Source organism: Streptomyces sp. NPDC028368, from assembly GCF_055565615.1.
Map to the genome: position 1 here is coordinate 173,417 of NZ_JBVHTY010000017.1, position 14,394 is coordinate 187,810.

The following is a 14,394-nucleotide window of genomic DNA, read 5'->3' on the forward strand; positions in this document are numbered from 1 at the left end:
GGCGATCACTGAGGGAGACATGGTCAGCAAACAGCGACTGGTACATGCCGGACTGACGGCGATACTCGTGGCCGGGCTCGGCGCATGCGGCGCCGGAACGGACGCCGTCGCGGGACACCGCGATGGCAGCGGTCACGGTAGCGAGAAGACCGTTCAGGACGGCCGGCCGCACACGGACAGCGTCTCAGGGCTCTGGGACGGCGGCCGCCACATCACCAAGAAGACCATCAAGGGCACCCGGCCCCACATGGTCAAGAAGTGCACGCCCGTCACGAAACGGGTCAAGCACACCAAGCGCAGCGGCCGTACCAAGAGGACGTGGTACACCACCGAGCGGTACCAGGACTGCCGGAAGGTCGGTAAGGGCACCGAGACATACAAACGGGTCGTCCGGCCGGAAAAATGGTGCGTGAAGCTCGACGACGTTAACGGCGAGAGCGCCAGGGACGACGTCTGGTTCCGGGTCACGCACGCGACCTATATCAGCGCCCTCGGCAAGAACCAGCACGCCCGCGTGGAGATCACCCCGACCAGAACCGGCTGCTGACTCCTGAACCTCCGCGAAAACTTCCGCACTCTCGTCTGAGTCCTCAAACTGGCCCGGTGGCCCGGTGGCCCGGTGGCCCGGGGAACATGCAGCGCGAGGGATTCGTGACGGTCCCCCGGGTGTCGCTCCAGGGGCGGGCCGTGGCCTGCACGAGGATGGGCGAGGTCATGACGCCATGCCTGCGAAGAGAGGGGCGGGGCCGCGGAAGCCCCGTTCTCAGGTCCGGTCCGGCGTCCGGTTCGGCCTCCGGTCCGGCCTCCGGTCTGACATCCCAGCCGACGTCCGGTCCCAAGTCCGAGCTGAAGTGGTGGGCCTGCGCGTCTGCATCTCAACGTGGGAGCAATGCCAATGGATCTGAACCTCACCGGCAAAGTTGCGGTCGTCACCGGCGCCAGCAAGGGCATCGGCTTGGCTGTCACTGAAGCGCTTGGCCGCGAGGGCGTCCGCATCGTCGCCGGGAGTCGCACCAAAACCCCGGAGCTCGCCGCCCTGCGCGAGAGGTACGACGTCACCGTCGTCCCCGTAGATCTCGCCGACGCGGACGGGGCAGACCGGCTGATCCAAGCCGCGGACCGGCATGGGCGGCTCGACGTACTGGTCAACAATCTCGGTGCCACCAGCCCTCGCTCCGGCTTCCTGGAGGTCGATGACACGGAGTGGCAGCGCGTCTTCAACCTGACCTTCTTCAGCGCGGTCCGCGCCAGCCGGGCCGCGCTGCCGCGCCTGCTCGCCAATGGCGGCGACGGCGGCGGTCACGGCGTTGCCGACGGCGACGGCGACGGCGGGGCGATCGTCAACATCAGTTCCATCAACGCCCGGTTGCCCTTCCCCTCAGTGGTGGACTACTCGGCAGCCAAGGCCGCGCTGACCAATCTCACCAAGGCCCTGTCGGAGGAGTTCGCACCACGTGGCGTGCGGGTCAACGCCATCGCCCCCGGACCGGTCCGCACTCCGTTCTGGACCGCCCCCGGCGGCTTCGCCGAGGCCGTCGCCGCCGGCTCCGGCAGCAGCCCTGAGGAAGCCATGAATGAGATTGTCCCCCGACAGATGGGCATCTCCACCGGAAGGATCACCGAGCCCCAAGAGGTCGCCGCCCTCGCTGCCTTCCTCGCCTCGCCCCGCGCCGCAAACATCACCGGCGCCGAATTCGTCATCGACGGCGGCCAGATCAAGACCACCTGACCGCCCACCCTTTTATGTCACCGCCGCTATCGCTGCCTTGCGGCCTGGGCTGCTCCAGGCCGGGTCCCCCGGCCGTCCAACAAGGGGCGGGCGGGATTCCATACGTCTCCCCGTCGCCGCGCGGCCATCCCCGACAGCGCCTCGAGGACGATCCGGTTGCCGAGGTAGGCCGTGATGTCGGCGTGGTCGTACGGGGGCGAGACCTCGACGACGTCAACGCCCGCTACCGGGAGTTCCAGGCACAGCCTGCGTACGGCATCGAGGAGCTGGCGGGAGGTGAGTCCGCCGGGTTCGGGCGTGCCGGTGCCGGGAGCCATGCCAGGGTCGACCACGTCGACGTCGACGGAGAGGAATACGGCGTCGCAGTCGTCCAGGGCAAGGGCCATGGCCTCTTCCAGGCAGGTGTCGAGGCCGCGTGCGACGATTTCGCTCATCTCGTACGAGCGCATCTTCTGGTCGGCCATCCAGTCCAGGGTTTCGGGGCCCGGCCAGTAGCCGCGCAGCCCCATCTGCAGGAAACGGTCGCCGCGTGCCGCGCCGGATTCGATCAGGCGGCGCATGGGCTGACCGTGTCCGTGCAGGTGGCCGAACTCGATGTCGCCGGTGTCGGCGTGGGCGTCGAAGTGGATGACCGAGACGCGGCCGAAGCCGTGGTGGCGGGCGACGCCGGTGATGTCGGGGAGGGCGATGGTGTGGTCGCCGCCGAGCACGATCGGCACCGCGCCGGATCCGGCGATGACGGCCACGGCCTCCTCGATGGCGTTGATGCTGCCTTCGATATCGCCGGCGAACATTTCCACGTCTCCCGCGTCGAGAACGCGTAGGTCCTTGAGGCCGTCGACGCGGAGCGCGAGTGAGGGCCGGCTGCCGTCGTGGGCACCGTAGTCGGTGGACCGGATCGCTGTGGGACCGAAGCGGGTGCCCGGCCGGTGGCAGACACCGCCGTCGAAGGGCGCGCCGACGATGACGACATCCGCGTCGCGGTAGGTGGCGGGCTCGTCGAGGGTGCAGCGGTCCACGCCGAGGAAGGTGATGTCCGGGCCGAACATGGGGCCGTAGCGGATCATGCGATCTCCCTGGGGCCGTAGCGGAAGGCGCGCGGTGCCGGGCGCACCTGTGGGCACGGCGACGGTGGACGTCGACGGCCGCGGCTGACTTTAAAGTCAGTCACCGGTGGATTCAATCCCCTGGTATGGCAGGATCGGCGCATGAGCGCGATGGACGGCCGGGAGCGGATTCTGCGTGCGGCCCTGGAGCTGATCGCCCGGGACGGCTTCGACGGGGTACGCATTGCCGACATCGCCCGCCGCGCCGAGGCGTCCACGGCTCTGGTCCACTACCACTTCAGCACCCGCGCCCAGCTCCTGACCGCTTCGCTCGCCCAGTCCCTGAGCGCCGCGGAGGCGCGCCTTGAACGCCAGACCGGCGGCGAGGGACGATCCGCACCGCCGGAACGGTTCGCCGATCTGATCGACTTCGGGCTGCCGCTGACCCGCGACGACGTCATGGAATGGCGCCTGTGGTCCGAACTCGAAATGCGGGCCGCCGGCTCCGCCGAACTCGCCCGCAGCCTGGCCGCCCTCAACGGCCGGATCATGCAGCCACTGGCCGCCGCCGTGGCCGCCGGGCTGGACGAAGGCGTCTTCCGTGACTGCGACCCGGACGAGGTGGCCACCACCGCACTCGCCCTGCTCACCGGCCTGGCCACCCGCCTCATCGCCGGCGATCCCGCGCTGGCCCTGCCCCACGCCCGACGCCTCGCAGGCCGCCAGCTCGCCCTGGCCGTCGGCTTCGCCGGCGAACTCCCCTTCCAGCCCCTCCCCTCACCACCCGAGCAGCCCCCCACCACGGAACAGCCGCCGGGAGCAGCACCCCCAGCAGACCGCCCCACCCCACGCCGCCGCGCCCCACGCACCAGCTCGCGCCCCTGAAGAACTCGCCGTTGCGCACGCCTCAGTGGCGGCACCGATTCGCGAAGGGGCCGATCGGGCTCGCGCCGTCGCGGCTCTGGTGCATGGTGCATGGTGCATGGTGCATGGTGTCGCGTGTCGGCGATTGGGGAGGCGCCGCTTAATTCGGCGATGGGGTCTACGAGTTGACCGATAGTCCGCGACGTAGGCATCGTCATCGACCCCGGCGGTGAGGACCTGCGCCGCCAAGCCGTGAAGCGCCTCCCCCGTCCCCCGCCGTTCGGCCGGCTGATGGTGGTTGGCGACGCAGATGGCGAGGACACGTTGCTGTGTGCTGCCCGCCTCGCTCAGTTCGCCGGCGGTGCTGGGCGGTGGGAGGTGGTGGGCCTCAAGGGGTCTCCGGTGTCTCCACTATCTCCGGTGTCTCCGCTGTCTCTGCTCACCCCTGGACTGCCTCTGCTCACACCTGGCCGGGCCCTTGTCGTCCGCTTCTCGTCGGCGGTCGACAGCCAGAAGTACAGCGCGGGCAGGACGAGTTCGATGACCGTCAGGACGACCTGGAACCACTGCGGCTGGCCGTAAACGAGCATCGACAGGATCCGGCCGACTCCGCCGAGCAGAAAGATTCCGGCCAGCCACCGCACCGCCTTTGACGGGATCGGCGACTGCCGAGCCGCCCAGATCCACGCGAGGCCGTACCCGAGGAAGACCGCGCCGTAGTACCGCTCCCGGCTGTCGACGGTCGCACCGGCCGATCCCTCGCCCGGTACCGAGTCGATGCCGAGAACGAAATGGAAAGCACCGATCGCCACGCAGGCGATCCCCATGATCGACGCAAGCCGCTTGAGAAGCCTGGCCATGATCCGACACCCCTTCCCCGCTAGTAGACGCCTGTCTACTAGCGGGGAAGGTAGGGCCAGTAGTAGACAGCTGTCAAGTAACCTGAGTGACATGTCCACCCGCCGCAGACTCAATCCCGCCGAGCGCCGCAGCCAGCTGCTGGATGTCGGAGCCCAGCTGTTCGCGGCGAAGCCGTACGACGACGTGCTCATGGAGGACGTCGCCGTACAGGCCGGCATCTCCCGCGCCCTCCTGTACCGCTACTTCCCGAACAAGCGCGACTTGTTCGCCGCGATCTACCAGCAGGCCGCCGACCGACTGCTGGCGGATACCGAACTCGACCAGACCACCCCCGTGTTCGAGCAGGTGTCCGCCGGACTCGACACACACATCGATTACTTCGTTGCGAACAAGAACACCGTGCTCACGGCGAACCGCGTGCTCGCCGGGGATCCAGTGATCCAGGCCGTCATCACCGACGAACTGGCCGTCCTACGGCAACGTCTGCTCGACGCCACCGGACTCGGGGACGTCCGCAGAGAGATGGTTTCGGCCGTCCTGATGAGCTGGCTGGTGTTCGTTCGTACCCTGTGCGTGGACTGGCTGGCGAACGAGAGGTTCACGCGGTCCGAGCTGCGTGACATGTGCGTCGGCGCCCTGACGGGAGCGCTCGGAGCGGTGGCGGATCTCGATCGGCTCGCCGGCACCGGGAACTCCCCCGCGCGACGGGCATCAAGGCCCGGCCGCGGCACGGACGTGCCGACGTAGCGCCCCGTCCGCAGGCTCGCGGACGCCCATCCTCAGCCGGGACTCCCCAAGGGGCATTCCGTACCCGTAACTGCCCCATTCAGACCTTCGCTTCCGTTGGCCCGGCGGTCCGAGCGGCCGGTCGAAGTTGGTGATCATGCTGCGGTGGCCTTGGCGCCGTTTTTACGGGAACATCGCACCCATCGCGCCCGTCGCACCCATGGCACCCATGGCACTCATCGTGGACTGCGGCCTCCTGCCACCCCCTGATCGCAAGGTGACGGAGCAGTCGCAGAATTGCCGGTTGTGAGGTGACCGCAACGGCTGCCGGGCGGACGGCAGTTACCCCGGCGGCATGGGGCTCGTGCTTGCCGCGCCGCCACTGCACGCAAGAATAGTTACGGGGCACTCCTCGAACCCACGCCCCGCCCCCACCCGCACCCCCACCCGCACCCGCACCCGCACCCGCACCCGCACCCGCACCCCGTAAAAGGACAACCCCACCCGTGAAGAAGAGCGCGATAGCCGGCGCCTGCATGCTCGGCCTGCTCGTGGTCGTCGGCGCCTACGAAGCCAGCGCCCTCACCAACGACCCGCTGACCCTCGCCGAATTCAACAAGATCAAGGCCGGCAGCAGCGAGAAGACCCTGCTCAAGTACGCCAGCACTTGCCAGAAGGAAAGTGACACCGGAGTCGACGACGGCTACCCCGTCACCTGGACGTGCTACGGCGCTGACGGAAGCAGCAGCGCGGTGTTCTTCTACTCCGAGGGTGAGCTGTTCAGCAAGGCACAGACAGGGCTCGAATAGGCCCCACCCCCACTCGCGAGTCCGGCCACCGGGAGCGGCTCACCGTAGCCGCCCGGACCTCGTGGCGATCACCTGCCTCGGCCTCCCCATGACGTTCAGCGAGGACAGGCGGGTCATTGACGGGATTCCTGGGTGTCTGGGTGTCCGGGTGTCTGGGTGTCCGGGTGTCTGGGTGTCCGGGTGTCTGGGTGTCTGGGTGTCTGGGTGTTTGCCTTTGGCATGCCTCTAGGAGGTTTGCAGGGCTCCCTGGTCGATGAGGTCCTGGATATAGGCAGGCCAGTCGGCGGCCAGGCGATGGGCGATCTCGTCGTGGACGTCTTGGCGCACTGTCGGGGTGAGGTGCTCGACGTCGCCGCTCGGGTAGTAGAGCCGCATGCCGTCGCGGCTGGCGTCGCACAGAACGGTGTGTGCCTTCTGCGAGAGGGTGAGGTAGAGCTGCGGGACGGGCGCCTGGGTCAGTTCGTCGATCACGGCCTCGTAATCGGCGCCGAGGTCCGCCCAGGTCTTGCCCTGGCGGTCGATGAACAGCGTCACGTCGGAGAAGAACACCGCCCTGCCCGGCCCGGCCTGCCGGTCGGTGGCCAGGCCCTGAGCGAGATCGAGTGCGATGCCGGCGCCGCGGCTGAGCATATGGCGCGGGATCATCGGCGGGGCCAGGGCGAGCGCACACTCCCCCATGCCACCGCGGGTCATCTGAGGCCAGGGCAGTCCCAGGACCAGCCAGCAAGTCGGTGACAGCAGTGAGTTGCTCACGCTCGTCTCCCCCCCTTTTTGTCGCAGTCGGTTTCACAGTCGGTGTCGGTCCCACGTACACAGACATGCATACGGGCACAGGCATGGGCATGGCACAGGCACAGGCATGGCATGGGCATGGCATGGCATGCACACGGGTAAGGTTCCAGCTCTCCACCTTCAACTCTCGCCGATTCAACCCTAGTTGAAGAATTTTGGAGCTCGCATCGGGTTCCGTTCCGTTTCGTTCGATCGGTTCGGGCCGAGCTTGAGAGCGGAGGTCCTCTGACTCGAGGCACCGAGTGCGACGACAACCAGGCCGCCGAAACACCTCCGCGCCCCGTCGCCGCGCTCCGAGGGGCCCACCACACGGGCACCGGCTCGTCCAGCCGACCTACCTGAGCACAGCGCGCTTACCCCTGGAGATGATCAACTTCAGCGAGCTGCCAGGCCGGCGGGCGCCCCACCTGGCCGCAGCGGTAGCCGTAGCCGTAGCCATAGCCCGCAGCCCCACCCACAGCGCCGTAGCTCGCCACCCCCAACCCCCAGAGGTAACCTGAACGCAGTGCCTGTGCCCCAGTGCCGGGGAGGTCGCATGACCAGCTGCGAGAGTCTTCGCCCCAGTAGGGCGGACGCGCCCCGCTACACACCCATCGCCGAGCACGGTCTGATCGGCGATATGCGCACGGCTGCGCTCGTCAGTACGCACGGCACCATTGACTGGTACTGCTGCACGCGATTCGACGCGCCCAGCGTCTTCGCGGCCCTTCTCGACGCCGATCGCGGCGGGGCCTTTGAGCTGGCCCCGGACGTGCCCGCCCGGACGAAGCAGTTCTACTTCCCCGATACCAACATCCTGATCACCCGGTTCTTCGCCGACAACGGCGTCGGCGAGGTCCAGGACTTCATGCCGATCGTCGACGACTCGCGCGAAGCGGACCGGCACCGCCTGATCCGGCGGGTGCTGTGCGTACGCGGATCGCTGCCGTTCACCGCCCGCGTGGCTCCCCGCTTCGATTACGGCCGGCAGGGGCATACCGTCAGTGCTGCGGACTGCCAGACGATCTTCGCGTCGCCCGATCTCTCCCTCGCACTGACGTCGAGCGTTCCCATCGAGATCGACGGCCCGGACGCCTGGACCTCGTTCACGCTGGACGAGGGCCAGGCCGCGGTCTTCGCGCTCGACCGGATCGGTGGCGGGGTCGAACCGCGGTCCTGTGCGGTGATGGAAGCGGAGGAGCTGTTCGGCGCCACGGTGCGGTACTGGCGCTCGTGGCTGTCCCAGTCGCGCTATCGCGGACGCTGGCGGGAGATGGTGCACCGCTCCGCACTCACGCTCAAACTCCTCACCTACGCCCCGAGCGGCGCCATCGTGGCCGCTCCCACCACCAGCCTCCCCGAACAGGTCGGCGGCGAGCGCAACTGGGACTACCGCTATGTCTGGGTAAGAGACGCCGCCTTTTGTATTTACGCGCTGCTCAGGCTCGGCTTCACCGACGAGGCCGAGGCCTTTGTGCACTTCCTGTCCGAGAAAATCTGTCTGAGCCAGACTTCCGGCGGGCCGTTGCAGATCATGTACGGCATCGACGGCCGCAGCGAACTCCCCGAGGAAGAACTCCTCCACCTGGAAGGGCACCTCGGCTCCGCGCCCGTCCGGATCGGCAACAACGCCGTCAATCAGCTCCAACTCGACATCTACGGTGCCCTTATCGACTCCCTCTATCTCTACGATAAATGGGGACAGCCACTCTCCAGCGATCACTGGGACACCATCAGCAGGCTGGTCGACTGGGTCTGCGCCAACTGGGATCAGCCGGACGAGGGCATATGGGAGACCCGCGGCAAGATCCAGAATTTCCTGTACTCACAGTTGATGTGCTGGGTCGCAATCGAGCGGGCGATGCGGATCGCCACCCACCGTGGCCTGCCGGCGGACATGCTCCGCTGGTCACAGACCCGCGATGCGATCTACCGGCGGATCATGCAGCGCGGCTGGTCCGCCGAGCGCAAGGCATTCGTCCAGCACGAAGGCGACGATGTACTGGACGCTTCGGTTTTGATGATGCCCCTGGCCAAGTTCATCTCTCCCACCGATCCGAAATGGCTCTCCACGTTGGACGCGCTGGGTGAGGAACTGGTCTCCGATTCCCTGGTCTACCGTTACGACCCGCGAAACAGCCCGGACGGACTACGGGGAGAGGAAGGCACCTTCTCCATCTGCTCGTTCTGGTACGTAGAAGCGCTCTCCCGCGCCGGCCGTATCGACGAAGCCCGGCTCGCCTTCGAGAAAATGCTCACCTACGCCAATCACCTGGGGCTGTTCGCCGAAGAGATCGGTCACACCGGCGAGCAGATAGGCAATTTTCCGCAGGCATTCACGCATCTTGCGCTCATCAGCGCCGCGTTCAACCTCGATCGGGCGCTGGGGTGACGAAGGCAGTACCCCGGCAGTGGCCGACGCCCACCCCGCACTGATCATTCGGCACGCCGGTCGTGCCGCGGCGCCATAGCCGCCGCCCAACAAGCCCGCAGCGCAATCTCACCGGTGTCCTTGAGCCGGCGGTCGAAGGTGTGCAGGAGTGAGGTGACGGTGGCGGGTTCCGCGCCGAGGGTGTCCGCGGTGGTGGCCGTACCGAGGCCGAGGAGGTGATGCAGCAGGGCCGCGTCGGCCTCGGCGGCCGGTACGAGCTCATGGAGGGCGCCGGCAGGCGTCCGGTAGGGCGTACGCGCTGCGTGGTGGACGCGGCGGGTGAGGGCGTTCCAGGCGATGGCGGTGGTGCGGTGGCCTGCGAGAGCCTGCGCCCAGGAGGCCGCGAGATCACCAAGGGCGTGCTGGACGGCGAGCACCGCCGTGTCGTGGTCGGCGATCAGCTGCTGGGCGTACTGCTGGTAGACGCCGTGGTGCAGCTGGCAGAAGGCGGTGAAGTCGGCGGGCAGGACCACGGTGATGGCTGCCTCGCCGAGCTTCGGGCGCACGGGGGTGGTGTGCGGCGTGGTGCCGGCGGCGGTGGGTGGTGCGGGCGGCATGGGTCCCCCGAGGGGTGGTCGTCGTACGTGGATGCGTAGGTGCGTGGATGCGTAGGTGCGTTTGGTCGCGTGGGTGCGTGGGTGCGTGGGTGCTGGGATGTGCGGTGGCCGCGTTCGGCGTCGGTCAGCCGAAGGCTTCCGCCGGCAAGGAGTGGCCGTTGGGCGTGTCGTGGGCCGTGGAAGCGAGTGCGTCGAGGCATTCCCACAGCGGCCGGATCGTGTCCGGGTCCCCTTGCAGGGCGGTGGTGAGGGCCTTGACCACCGGCCAGTCCAGGAAACCGGGCGCGGGCAGCTCGTAGCCCAGCAGGGCAGCGGCGGAACTCGCGGTCAGCGGCGCCGTACCGCGGCGCAGCAGGGTGGGTATCTCGGGGTTGGCCGCGGCCAGACGGAGACCGCGCAGTGCGGCCTGGAGGGCGCGGACGGCTTCCGGGGATGTCTGCCCGCCGGCGGGTGGCGGTGCGGCGAGCGCGTGAGCCGCATTCCACAGGAACATCAGGTCGTCCGGGTCCGCATCACAGGCGCGGGCGAAGGCGGCCGCGACGTCCCAGGTGGGAGTGCGCTCCCCCGACATGATCCGGTAGATGTACGACGTCGACACGCCGGTGCTGACCGCCAGCTCCCGGACCGTCGGGCTCCCGCCGGTACGGCCCAGATACGACAGGGCGCACGACAGGGCGTAGCCGGGCTGGCCGGGCAGCAGAGGGCTGGCCCGAGAGATGGTGGGCATGCGCGTGCCGTTCTGGAGGGTGGCCGGCCGCCGCAGCCGGGCAGGGCCCCGGTCCGCCCGCTTGGCCAGGATCTTGTCGACCTTCTCCACGGAGTAATTGCCCTTGAGGGTGCTCTCCGAGGTGGTCATGACCTTGGCGATCTGTGGCCAGGTGGCTCCGTGGGCGTGGGCGTGGCGGGTGGCCACGGCGGTGATGTCGTCCAGGTCGCGGCGTAGTGCGACGCAGCATTCGACGACTTCCAGGGGCAGGGCCGGCACCCGGTGGCGAGCGCTGTGGTCCAGGGCCTGGGCCCTGGTGAGCAGGGCGCGGCCCAGACGTACGACATCGTCGTCGTAGCTGCGCGGCGCGGCCGGGGCGGCGGTACGGCCGCGGTACGAGGCGCTGCGGCACTTTTGGCTGCAGTACCGCGGTGTGCGGCCGGTGGGCTTGGGGCGTTCGAAGGTACGGCTGCAGTGGCCGCAGATCAGGTGCGGCTTGTTCTTCGTCATTGAAGTTCCGTGTGGGCGAACAGGGTTGCGTGGCGTGAACGGCTACCGCGGGGTCACCGGCGCGCGGCTTTCGTCGCGTGGCGGCTTTCGTCGCACGGTGGCTTTCATCGTGCGGTGCTTTCGTCGCACGGTGGCTTTCGTCGCGTGGCGGCGAGCGCTGTTGGCATCGTGTGGAACGAAACCGTCAGGGCGTCGGCCGTGCGGGATACGGCGGGAGGATGGCGAAGCCCGGCCCGCCTGCCGCCCGGGACGGCTGCGGAGACCGGGGGCGGAATCCCAACTACCGCAGGCGCACCGTGCGATGGAGGAGGTAGGAGCGATCTGCGGCGACCGCAAGCGGCACCGTCAGCGCCACGGCGGGCGCCGCGGCCGGCCCGTAGATCAACACGATGCCCAGCGAATATGCCGCGACGAAGGCGCCGGCGCCGATCCTGACAGTCGTGTCGACAGCACGCGATGTTTGCCGGTGGCAAACATGGCGCATGCTAATTTTGAACCCGCTGGTCAGCACTGCAAGCGGCTGACCTGCAGGACGCGGACGAAGAGGCATGTGCATCTCCTTTTTGCTTCGCGGCTACAGATGAACGGAAGGGCCCTGCGGGATGGTTGGACGCCGCCTCGGGGCCCTTTCGCATGCCGACCTTAACCCCTTACATGCACGGAGAGCGACGCATCCGTCACGAAAGCGGAAAGGCAGTTCATCGGGTGCACGAAAGCAACAGCGGCACCATGACGCGTCACGGGCGGTAGCCGGATTATCCCGGACACAGGGCCACACGTTGAGCGGATTTGCGATAAGCGTCCGCAAATCAGGGCGCACGGATGCGCCGCCTGGCCGGGTTCAGGTTTTGTTGCGGACGCTGAAGCCGTCGCCCCGCCACCGGCCCTCGCATGCCGGCGCCGACCGACGACAGACGCCCCGGTAGTGACGGCGCCCCAGGAGGGCGGTCCAAGGCGGGCGCGTTCGCGGCGACGTACCGGGCGGCGGGCCGCAGCAGGTGGCGATCTCGGGGGGCAAGTCGCGACCGCAGGGAAAGCCCTCGTGGAGGAGTCTTCCCGGTCTCCACTCAGCCGGCGAGCTGTTGGTGAATGTCGCGGAGCGCTGCGTCGAGGGTGTCGGCGGCCTTGTCATGGCCGGTGAATCCGTCGTCTTCGGCAGGGTCGATGGTGTAGGCCCAGCCGGTGTCGGGGTGTCCGTCGATGGTGGCGGAATGCTGGCTGCCGATGACAGTGATGGACAGGTTGCCACCGGGGAAGCCGGTCACCTCGGCATGGACCTGGCCACCAAAGACGGTATGGACGAGGTCGCGGGCTTGCTGCGGGTTCATGAACTTTGCTCCTGGAGAGAGAAGGCCACGGCGCGGGCCTTCAGGTCGGGGAGAGGGTGGGGGGTGGGGGGCGAGGGCGCCGCCGGGAGCGCACCGAAGGTGAGTCGTCGGGAATGGCCTGGCAGAGGCGAAGGGAGTTCCCCGGGTGCCATGGGTCGGGAGCATGCCGGGAGCATGTAGGTAGCTGAGCCTCTTTATGGAGTTCTGCCGTAACGGAGCGCTTGACATTCTCATTCTGGGCATATTCACCTGCGAAGTCGACAAACACATCGGACAGCCAGGCACACCAAGCACTCCCACTTGGTGCAGGACGATGATTGTCAAATTTCGGGGGACTGCTCTCACCCGCGAAGCAACCGAAATCGACCGTGTCATTCCGAGTGGACTTGAACGCCACCACGGCGGAATCATCCTGAGCCAGGATCAGTCCAGAGATAGCCGTAGTGACAGGTGCCAATCAAGGGATCGGGCGGGAAGTCGTCAGACTGTCAGACTGCTGGCCGCCGAGGGAATGACTGTCTATCTCGCTGCACGAGAGGGTGAACGGGGGCGCACGGCCGCGCGTGATCTGTCGGGAGACGGAGCCGATGTGCGGTTCGTTCAACTCGACGTGACGGACCAGTCGCACGTCGATGCCGTAGCACGGCGGATCGGCGACCCGGAGCGCATCGAGTCGCGACTGCAGGAACTGGTCTACCCCGTATCGAAGACGGCTCTCAATATGCTGACTTACCAATACGCCCGCGCCTTGCCGGACTTCCTGGTCAATGCCCTTGATCCGGGCTTCACCGCGACCGCGCTGAACAATCACACAGACACCGGCACTCCCGCGCAGAGCGACGGGACGATCGTGCGGCTGGCCCTGTCAGTTAACGGGCCAAGCGGGCGGCTTTTCGATTCCACCGGCGAGATCTGCTGGTAAATACGACCCGTCGTTCGCATTGGCCATGGTGAGCTCGCGCCGGGACCAGACCCTTCTGCCGGATCATCGAGCTGACCAGAGCATGATGACTACGAGGCGGGTGCTACGGCCTGGTAGATGGTGGTGGTCTCGTCGACGATTGCGCTCGCTATCGGCTCGGACGGCTCCGCTACCTGCTCGGACGGCTCCGCTATCTGCTCGGACGGGTGCGGAAACACCGTTCGGATCCCGCATCGCCGCAGGTGCGGGGGGGGGCGACTGGGTGGTGCCGCGGCCCTTGCGCAGGATGCCGAGGCCTACAGGATCGTTGCGGAAGCCTGGATGGACCGTACGGGTCAGGGCGACCGGCTACCGTGGGCCGCGAGGATCACCCCGACGCACCTCGGGCTGGCACACGCACGGCAAACACGCACCGCGCTCCATAGGAAGCGGTGCGTGTTCGCAAACACAGTCCCCGGTAGCCCACGTCGTCGTCATCTGTCTCAGTCGTCGCTGAGTCTCCGGCGTCGAGGGGCTCCGGGGGCCTAGCCAGAGCCACGCTAAGGGTCTCCTGTCGGCAAACGTCTCTGCCAGCGGTGCGGCTCTCCGGTTGTCTGGTGTATTAACCAGTGTCCTCCCAGTTCAGGCTGAGTCAAGAGGAAATGGAAACCTCGGCCAGCGGCTTCGCGCCGCCGATGAGGCGGCGGCCCTGCCGCCGGACAGTAACGCTCGCCTGCCGGGTGCCGGTCATGCCTCAGGCGGTCTACGACGGCCTCGACCGTGTCCGGGTCCAGCGGGAACTGGGGAGTGAGCGAGGAGATGACACGGCTAGTGACCTGAGTCAGAGATTCGGTGGCAGTAGGCGGCGATTTTGTCGAGGATTTCGTCGGCTGTTTTCGTCCAGGTGAAGGGTCTGGGTTGTTCGTTCCAGTTGGTGAGCCAGGACCGGATGTCGCGTTCGAGGGCCTGGACGGAGCGGTGGACTCCGCGTTTGAGTTTCTTCTGTGTGAGTTCGGCGAACCACCGTTCCACCAGGTTCAGCCAGGATGCACTGGTGGGTGTGAAGTGCAGGTGGAAGCGTGGGTGTGTCAGCAGCCACTTCTTGATCTCCGGCGTCTTGTGGGTCGCGTAGTTGTCGAGAATCAGGTGGACCTG

15 protein-coding genes and 1 pseudogene are annotated in these 14,394 nt (G+C 67.5%); 7 read left to right on the top strand and 9 right to left on the bottom strand.

The annotated features are described in order from the left end of the window. Positions 1–19 precede the first annotated feature (19 nt). Positions 20–547 carry a hypothetical protein gene (locus ACZ4S3_RS32520; RefSeq protein WP_467940740.1) on the top strand — a complete coding sequence of 176 codons (528 nt, stop codon included), beginning with the start codon at positions 20–22 and terminating at the stop codon, positions 545–547. Between the two features lie 348 nt (positions 548–895). Then, positions 896–1,729, top strand: coding sequence for an SDR family oxidoreductase (locus ACZ4S3_RS32525; protein ID WP_467940788.1), 834 nt, complete (start codon positions 896–898; stop codon positions 1,727–1,729). Positions 1,730–1,755: 26 nt separating this feature from the next. On the opposite strand, the gene speB is transcribed toward ACZ4S3_RS32525, so the two are convergent. Further along, positions 1,756–2,796 (bottom strand): agmatinase, encoded by a 1,041-nt coding sequence (gene speB / locus ACZ4S3_RS32530; protein ID WP_467940742.1) that lies wholly within the window; start codon positions 2,794–2,796, stop codon positions 1,756–1,758. Positions 2,797–2,937: 141 nt separating this feature from the next. Between speB and ACZ4S3_RS32535 the strand changes: the two genes are divergently transcribed. Next, positions 2,938–3,660, top strand: coding sequence for a TetR/AcrR family transcriptional regulator (locus ACZ4S3_RS32535; RefSeq protein ID WP_467940744.1), 723 nt, complete (start codon positions 2,938–2,940; stop codon positions 3,658–3,660). A gap of 467 nt (positions 3,661–4,127) precedes the next feature. On the opposite strand, the pseudogene ACZ4S3_RS32540 reads toward ACZ4S3_RS32535, so the two are convergent. Beyond that, positions 4,128–4,499 (bottom strand): annotated as a pseudogene (locus ACZ4S3_RS32540) (DUF4345 domain-containing protein); the annotation flags it as partial. 91 nt (positions 4,500–4,590) lie between these two features. Between ACZ4S3_RS32540 and ACZ4S3_RS32545 the strand changes: the two are divergent. Together ACZ4S3_RS32545 and ACZ4S3_RS32550 are read left to right on the top strand one after the other, a co-directional pair. Then, positions 4,591–5,247, top strand: a complete 657-nt coding sequence (locus ACZ4S3_RS32545; protein ID WP_467940746.1) for a TetR/AcrR family transcriptional regulator — start codon at positions 4,591–4,593, stop codon at positions 5,245–5,247. Between the two features lie 485 nt (positions 5,248–5,732). Then, a complete protein-coding gene (locus ACZ4S3_RS32550; RefSeq protein ID WP_467940749.1) occupies positions 5,733–6,035 on the top strand; it encodes a hypothetical protein in 303 nt (100 codons plus the stop codon). A 225-nt stretch (positions 6,036–6,260) separates the two neighbouring features. Here the strand turns inward: ACZ4S3_RS32550 and ACZ4S3_RS32555 are convergent, their stop codons facing one another. Then, a complete protein-coding gene (locus tag ACZ4S3_RS32555; protein ID WP_467940751.1) occupies positions 6,261–6,788 on the bottom strand; it encodes a hypothetical protein in 528 nt (175 codons plus the stop codon). A 574-nt stretch (positions 6,789–7,362) separates the two neighbouring features. On the opposite strand from ACZ4S3_RS32555, the gene ACZ4S3_RS32560 reads away from it, so the two are divergent. Then, positions 7,363–9,198 (top strand): glycoside hydrolase family 15 protein, encoded by a 1,836-nt coding sequence (locus tag ACZ4S3_RS32560; RefSeq protein ID WP_467940753.1) that lies wholly within the window; start codon positions 7,363–7,365, stop codon positions 9,196–9,198. A gap of 44 nt (positions 9,199–9,242) precedes the next feature. Here the strand turns inward: ACZ4S3_RS32560 and ACZ4S3_RS32565 are convergent, their stop codons facing one another. From ACZ4S3_RS32565 to ACZ4S3_RS32580, 4 genes are all read right to left on the bottom strand, one after another. Next, complete coding sequence (locus tag ACZ4S3_RS32565) at positions 9,243–9,794, bottom strand: hypothetical protein (RefSeq protein WP_467940755.1); 552 nt, start codon at positions 9,792–9,794, stop codon at positions 9,243–9,245. Positions 9,795–9,918: 124 nt separating this feature from the next. After that, a complete protein-coding gene (locus tag ACZ4S3_RS32570; RefSeq protein WP_467940757.1) occupies positions 9,919–11,010 on the bottom strand; it encodes a helix-turn-helix domain-containing protein in 1,092 nt (363 codons plus the stop codon). Between the two features lie 280 nt (positions 11,011–11,290). Then, positions 11,291–11,560, bottom strand: coding sequence for a hypothetical protein (locus ACZ4S3_RS32575; protein WP_467940759.1), 270 nt, complete (start codon positions 11,558–11,560; stop codon positions 11,291–11,293). A 517-nt stretch (positions 11,561–12,077) separates the two neighbouring features. After that, a complete protein-coding gene (locus tag ACZ4S3_RS32580; RefSeq protein ID WP_467940761.1) occupies positions 12,078–12,338 on the bottom strand; it encodes a hypothetical protein in 261 nt (86 codons plus the stop codon). Between the two features lie 511 nt (positions 12,339–12,849). Here ACZ4S3_RS32580 and ACZ4S3_RS32585 point away from each other — a divergent pair. After that, positions 12,850–13,260 (top strand): Rossmann-fold NAD(P)-binding domain-containing protein, encoded by a 411-nt coding sequence (locus ACZ4S3_RS32585; protein WP_467940763.1) that lies wholly within the window; start codon positions 12,850–12,852, stop codon positions 13,258–13,260. An 89-nt stretch (positions 13,261–13,349) separates the two neighbouring features. On the opposite strand, the gene ACZ4S3_RS32590 is transcribed toward ACZ4S3_RS32585, so the two are convergent. Then, positions 13,350–13,478, bottom strand: a complete 129-nt coding sequence (locus ACZ4S3_RS32590; RefSeq protein WP_467940765.1) for a hypothetical protein — start codon at positions 13,476–13,478, stop codon at positions 13,350–13,352. A 589-nt stretch (positions 13,479–14,067) separates the two neighbouring features. Further along, the coding region (locus ACZ4S3_RS32595) for a transposase (protein WP_467940767.1) at positions 14,068–14,394 on the bottom strand (327 nt) is incomplete at its 5' end.

Excerpts from the sequence above, each read along its gene's own strand:
- ACZ4S3_RS32560 (WP_467940753.1), top strand. The coding sequence starts at position 7,363 with ATGACCAGCTGCGAGAGTCTTCGCCCCAGTAGGGCGGACGCGCCCCGC.
- ACZ4S3_RS32570 (WP_467940757.1), bottom strand. The coding sequence starts at position 11,010 with ATGACGAAGAACAAGCCGCACCTGATCTGCGGCCACTGCAGCCGTACC.
- speB (WP_467940742.1), bottom strand. The coding sequence starts at position 2,796 with ATGATCCGCTACGGCCCCATGTTCGGCCCGGACATCACCTTCCTCGGC.
- ACZ4S3_RS32580 (WP_467940761.1), bottom strand. The coding sequence starts at position 12,338 with ATGAACCCGCAGCAAGCCCGCGACCTCGTCCATACCGTCTTTGGTGGC.
- ACZ4S3_RS32535 (WP_467940744.1), top strand. The coding sequence starts at position 2,938 with ATGAGCGCGATGGACGGCCGGGAGCGGATTCTGCGTGCGGCCCTGGAG.
- ACZ4S3_RS32585 (WP_467940763.1), top strand. The coding sequence starts at position 12,850 with ATGACTGTCTATCTCGCTGCACGAGAGGGTGAACGGGGGCGCACGGCC.
- ACZ4S3_RS32565 (WP_467940755.1), bottom strand. The coding sequence starts at position 9,794 with ATGCCGCCCGCACCACCCACCGCCGCCGGCACCACGCCGCACACCACC.
- ACZ4S3_RS32520 (WP_467940740.1), top strand. The coding sequence starts at position 20 with ATGGTCAGCAAACAGCGACTGGTACATGCCGGACTGACGGCGATACTC.
- ACZ4S3_RS32525 (WP_467940788.1), top strand. The coding sequence starts at position 896 with ATGGATCTGAACCTCACCGGCAAAGTTGCGGTCGTCACCGGCGCCAGC.
- ACZ4S3_RS32545 (WP_467940746.1), top strand. The coding sequence starts at position 4,591 with ATGTCCACCCGCCGCAGACTCAATCCCGCCGAGCGCCGCAGCCAGCTG.
- ACZ4S3_RS32575 (WP_467940759.1), bottom strand. The coding sequence starts at position 11,560 with ATGCCTCTTCGTCCGCGTCCTGCAGGTCAGCCGCTTGCAGTGCTGACC.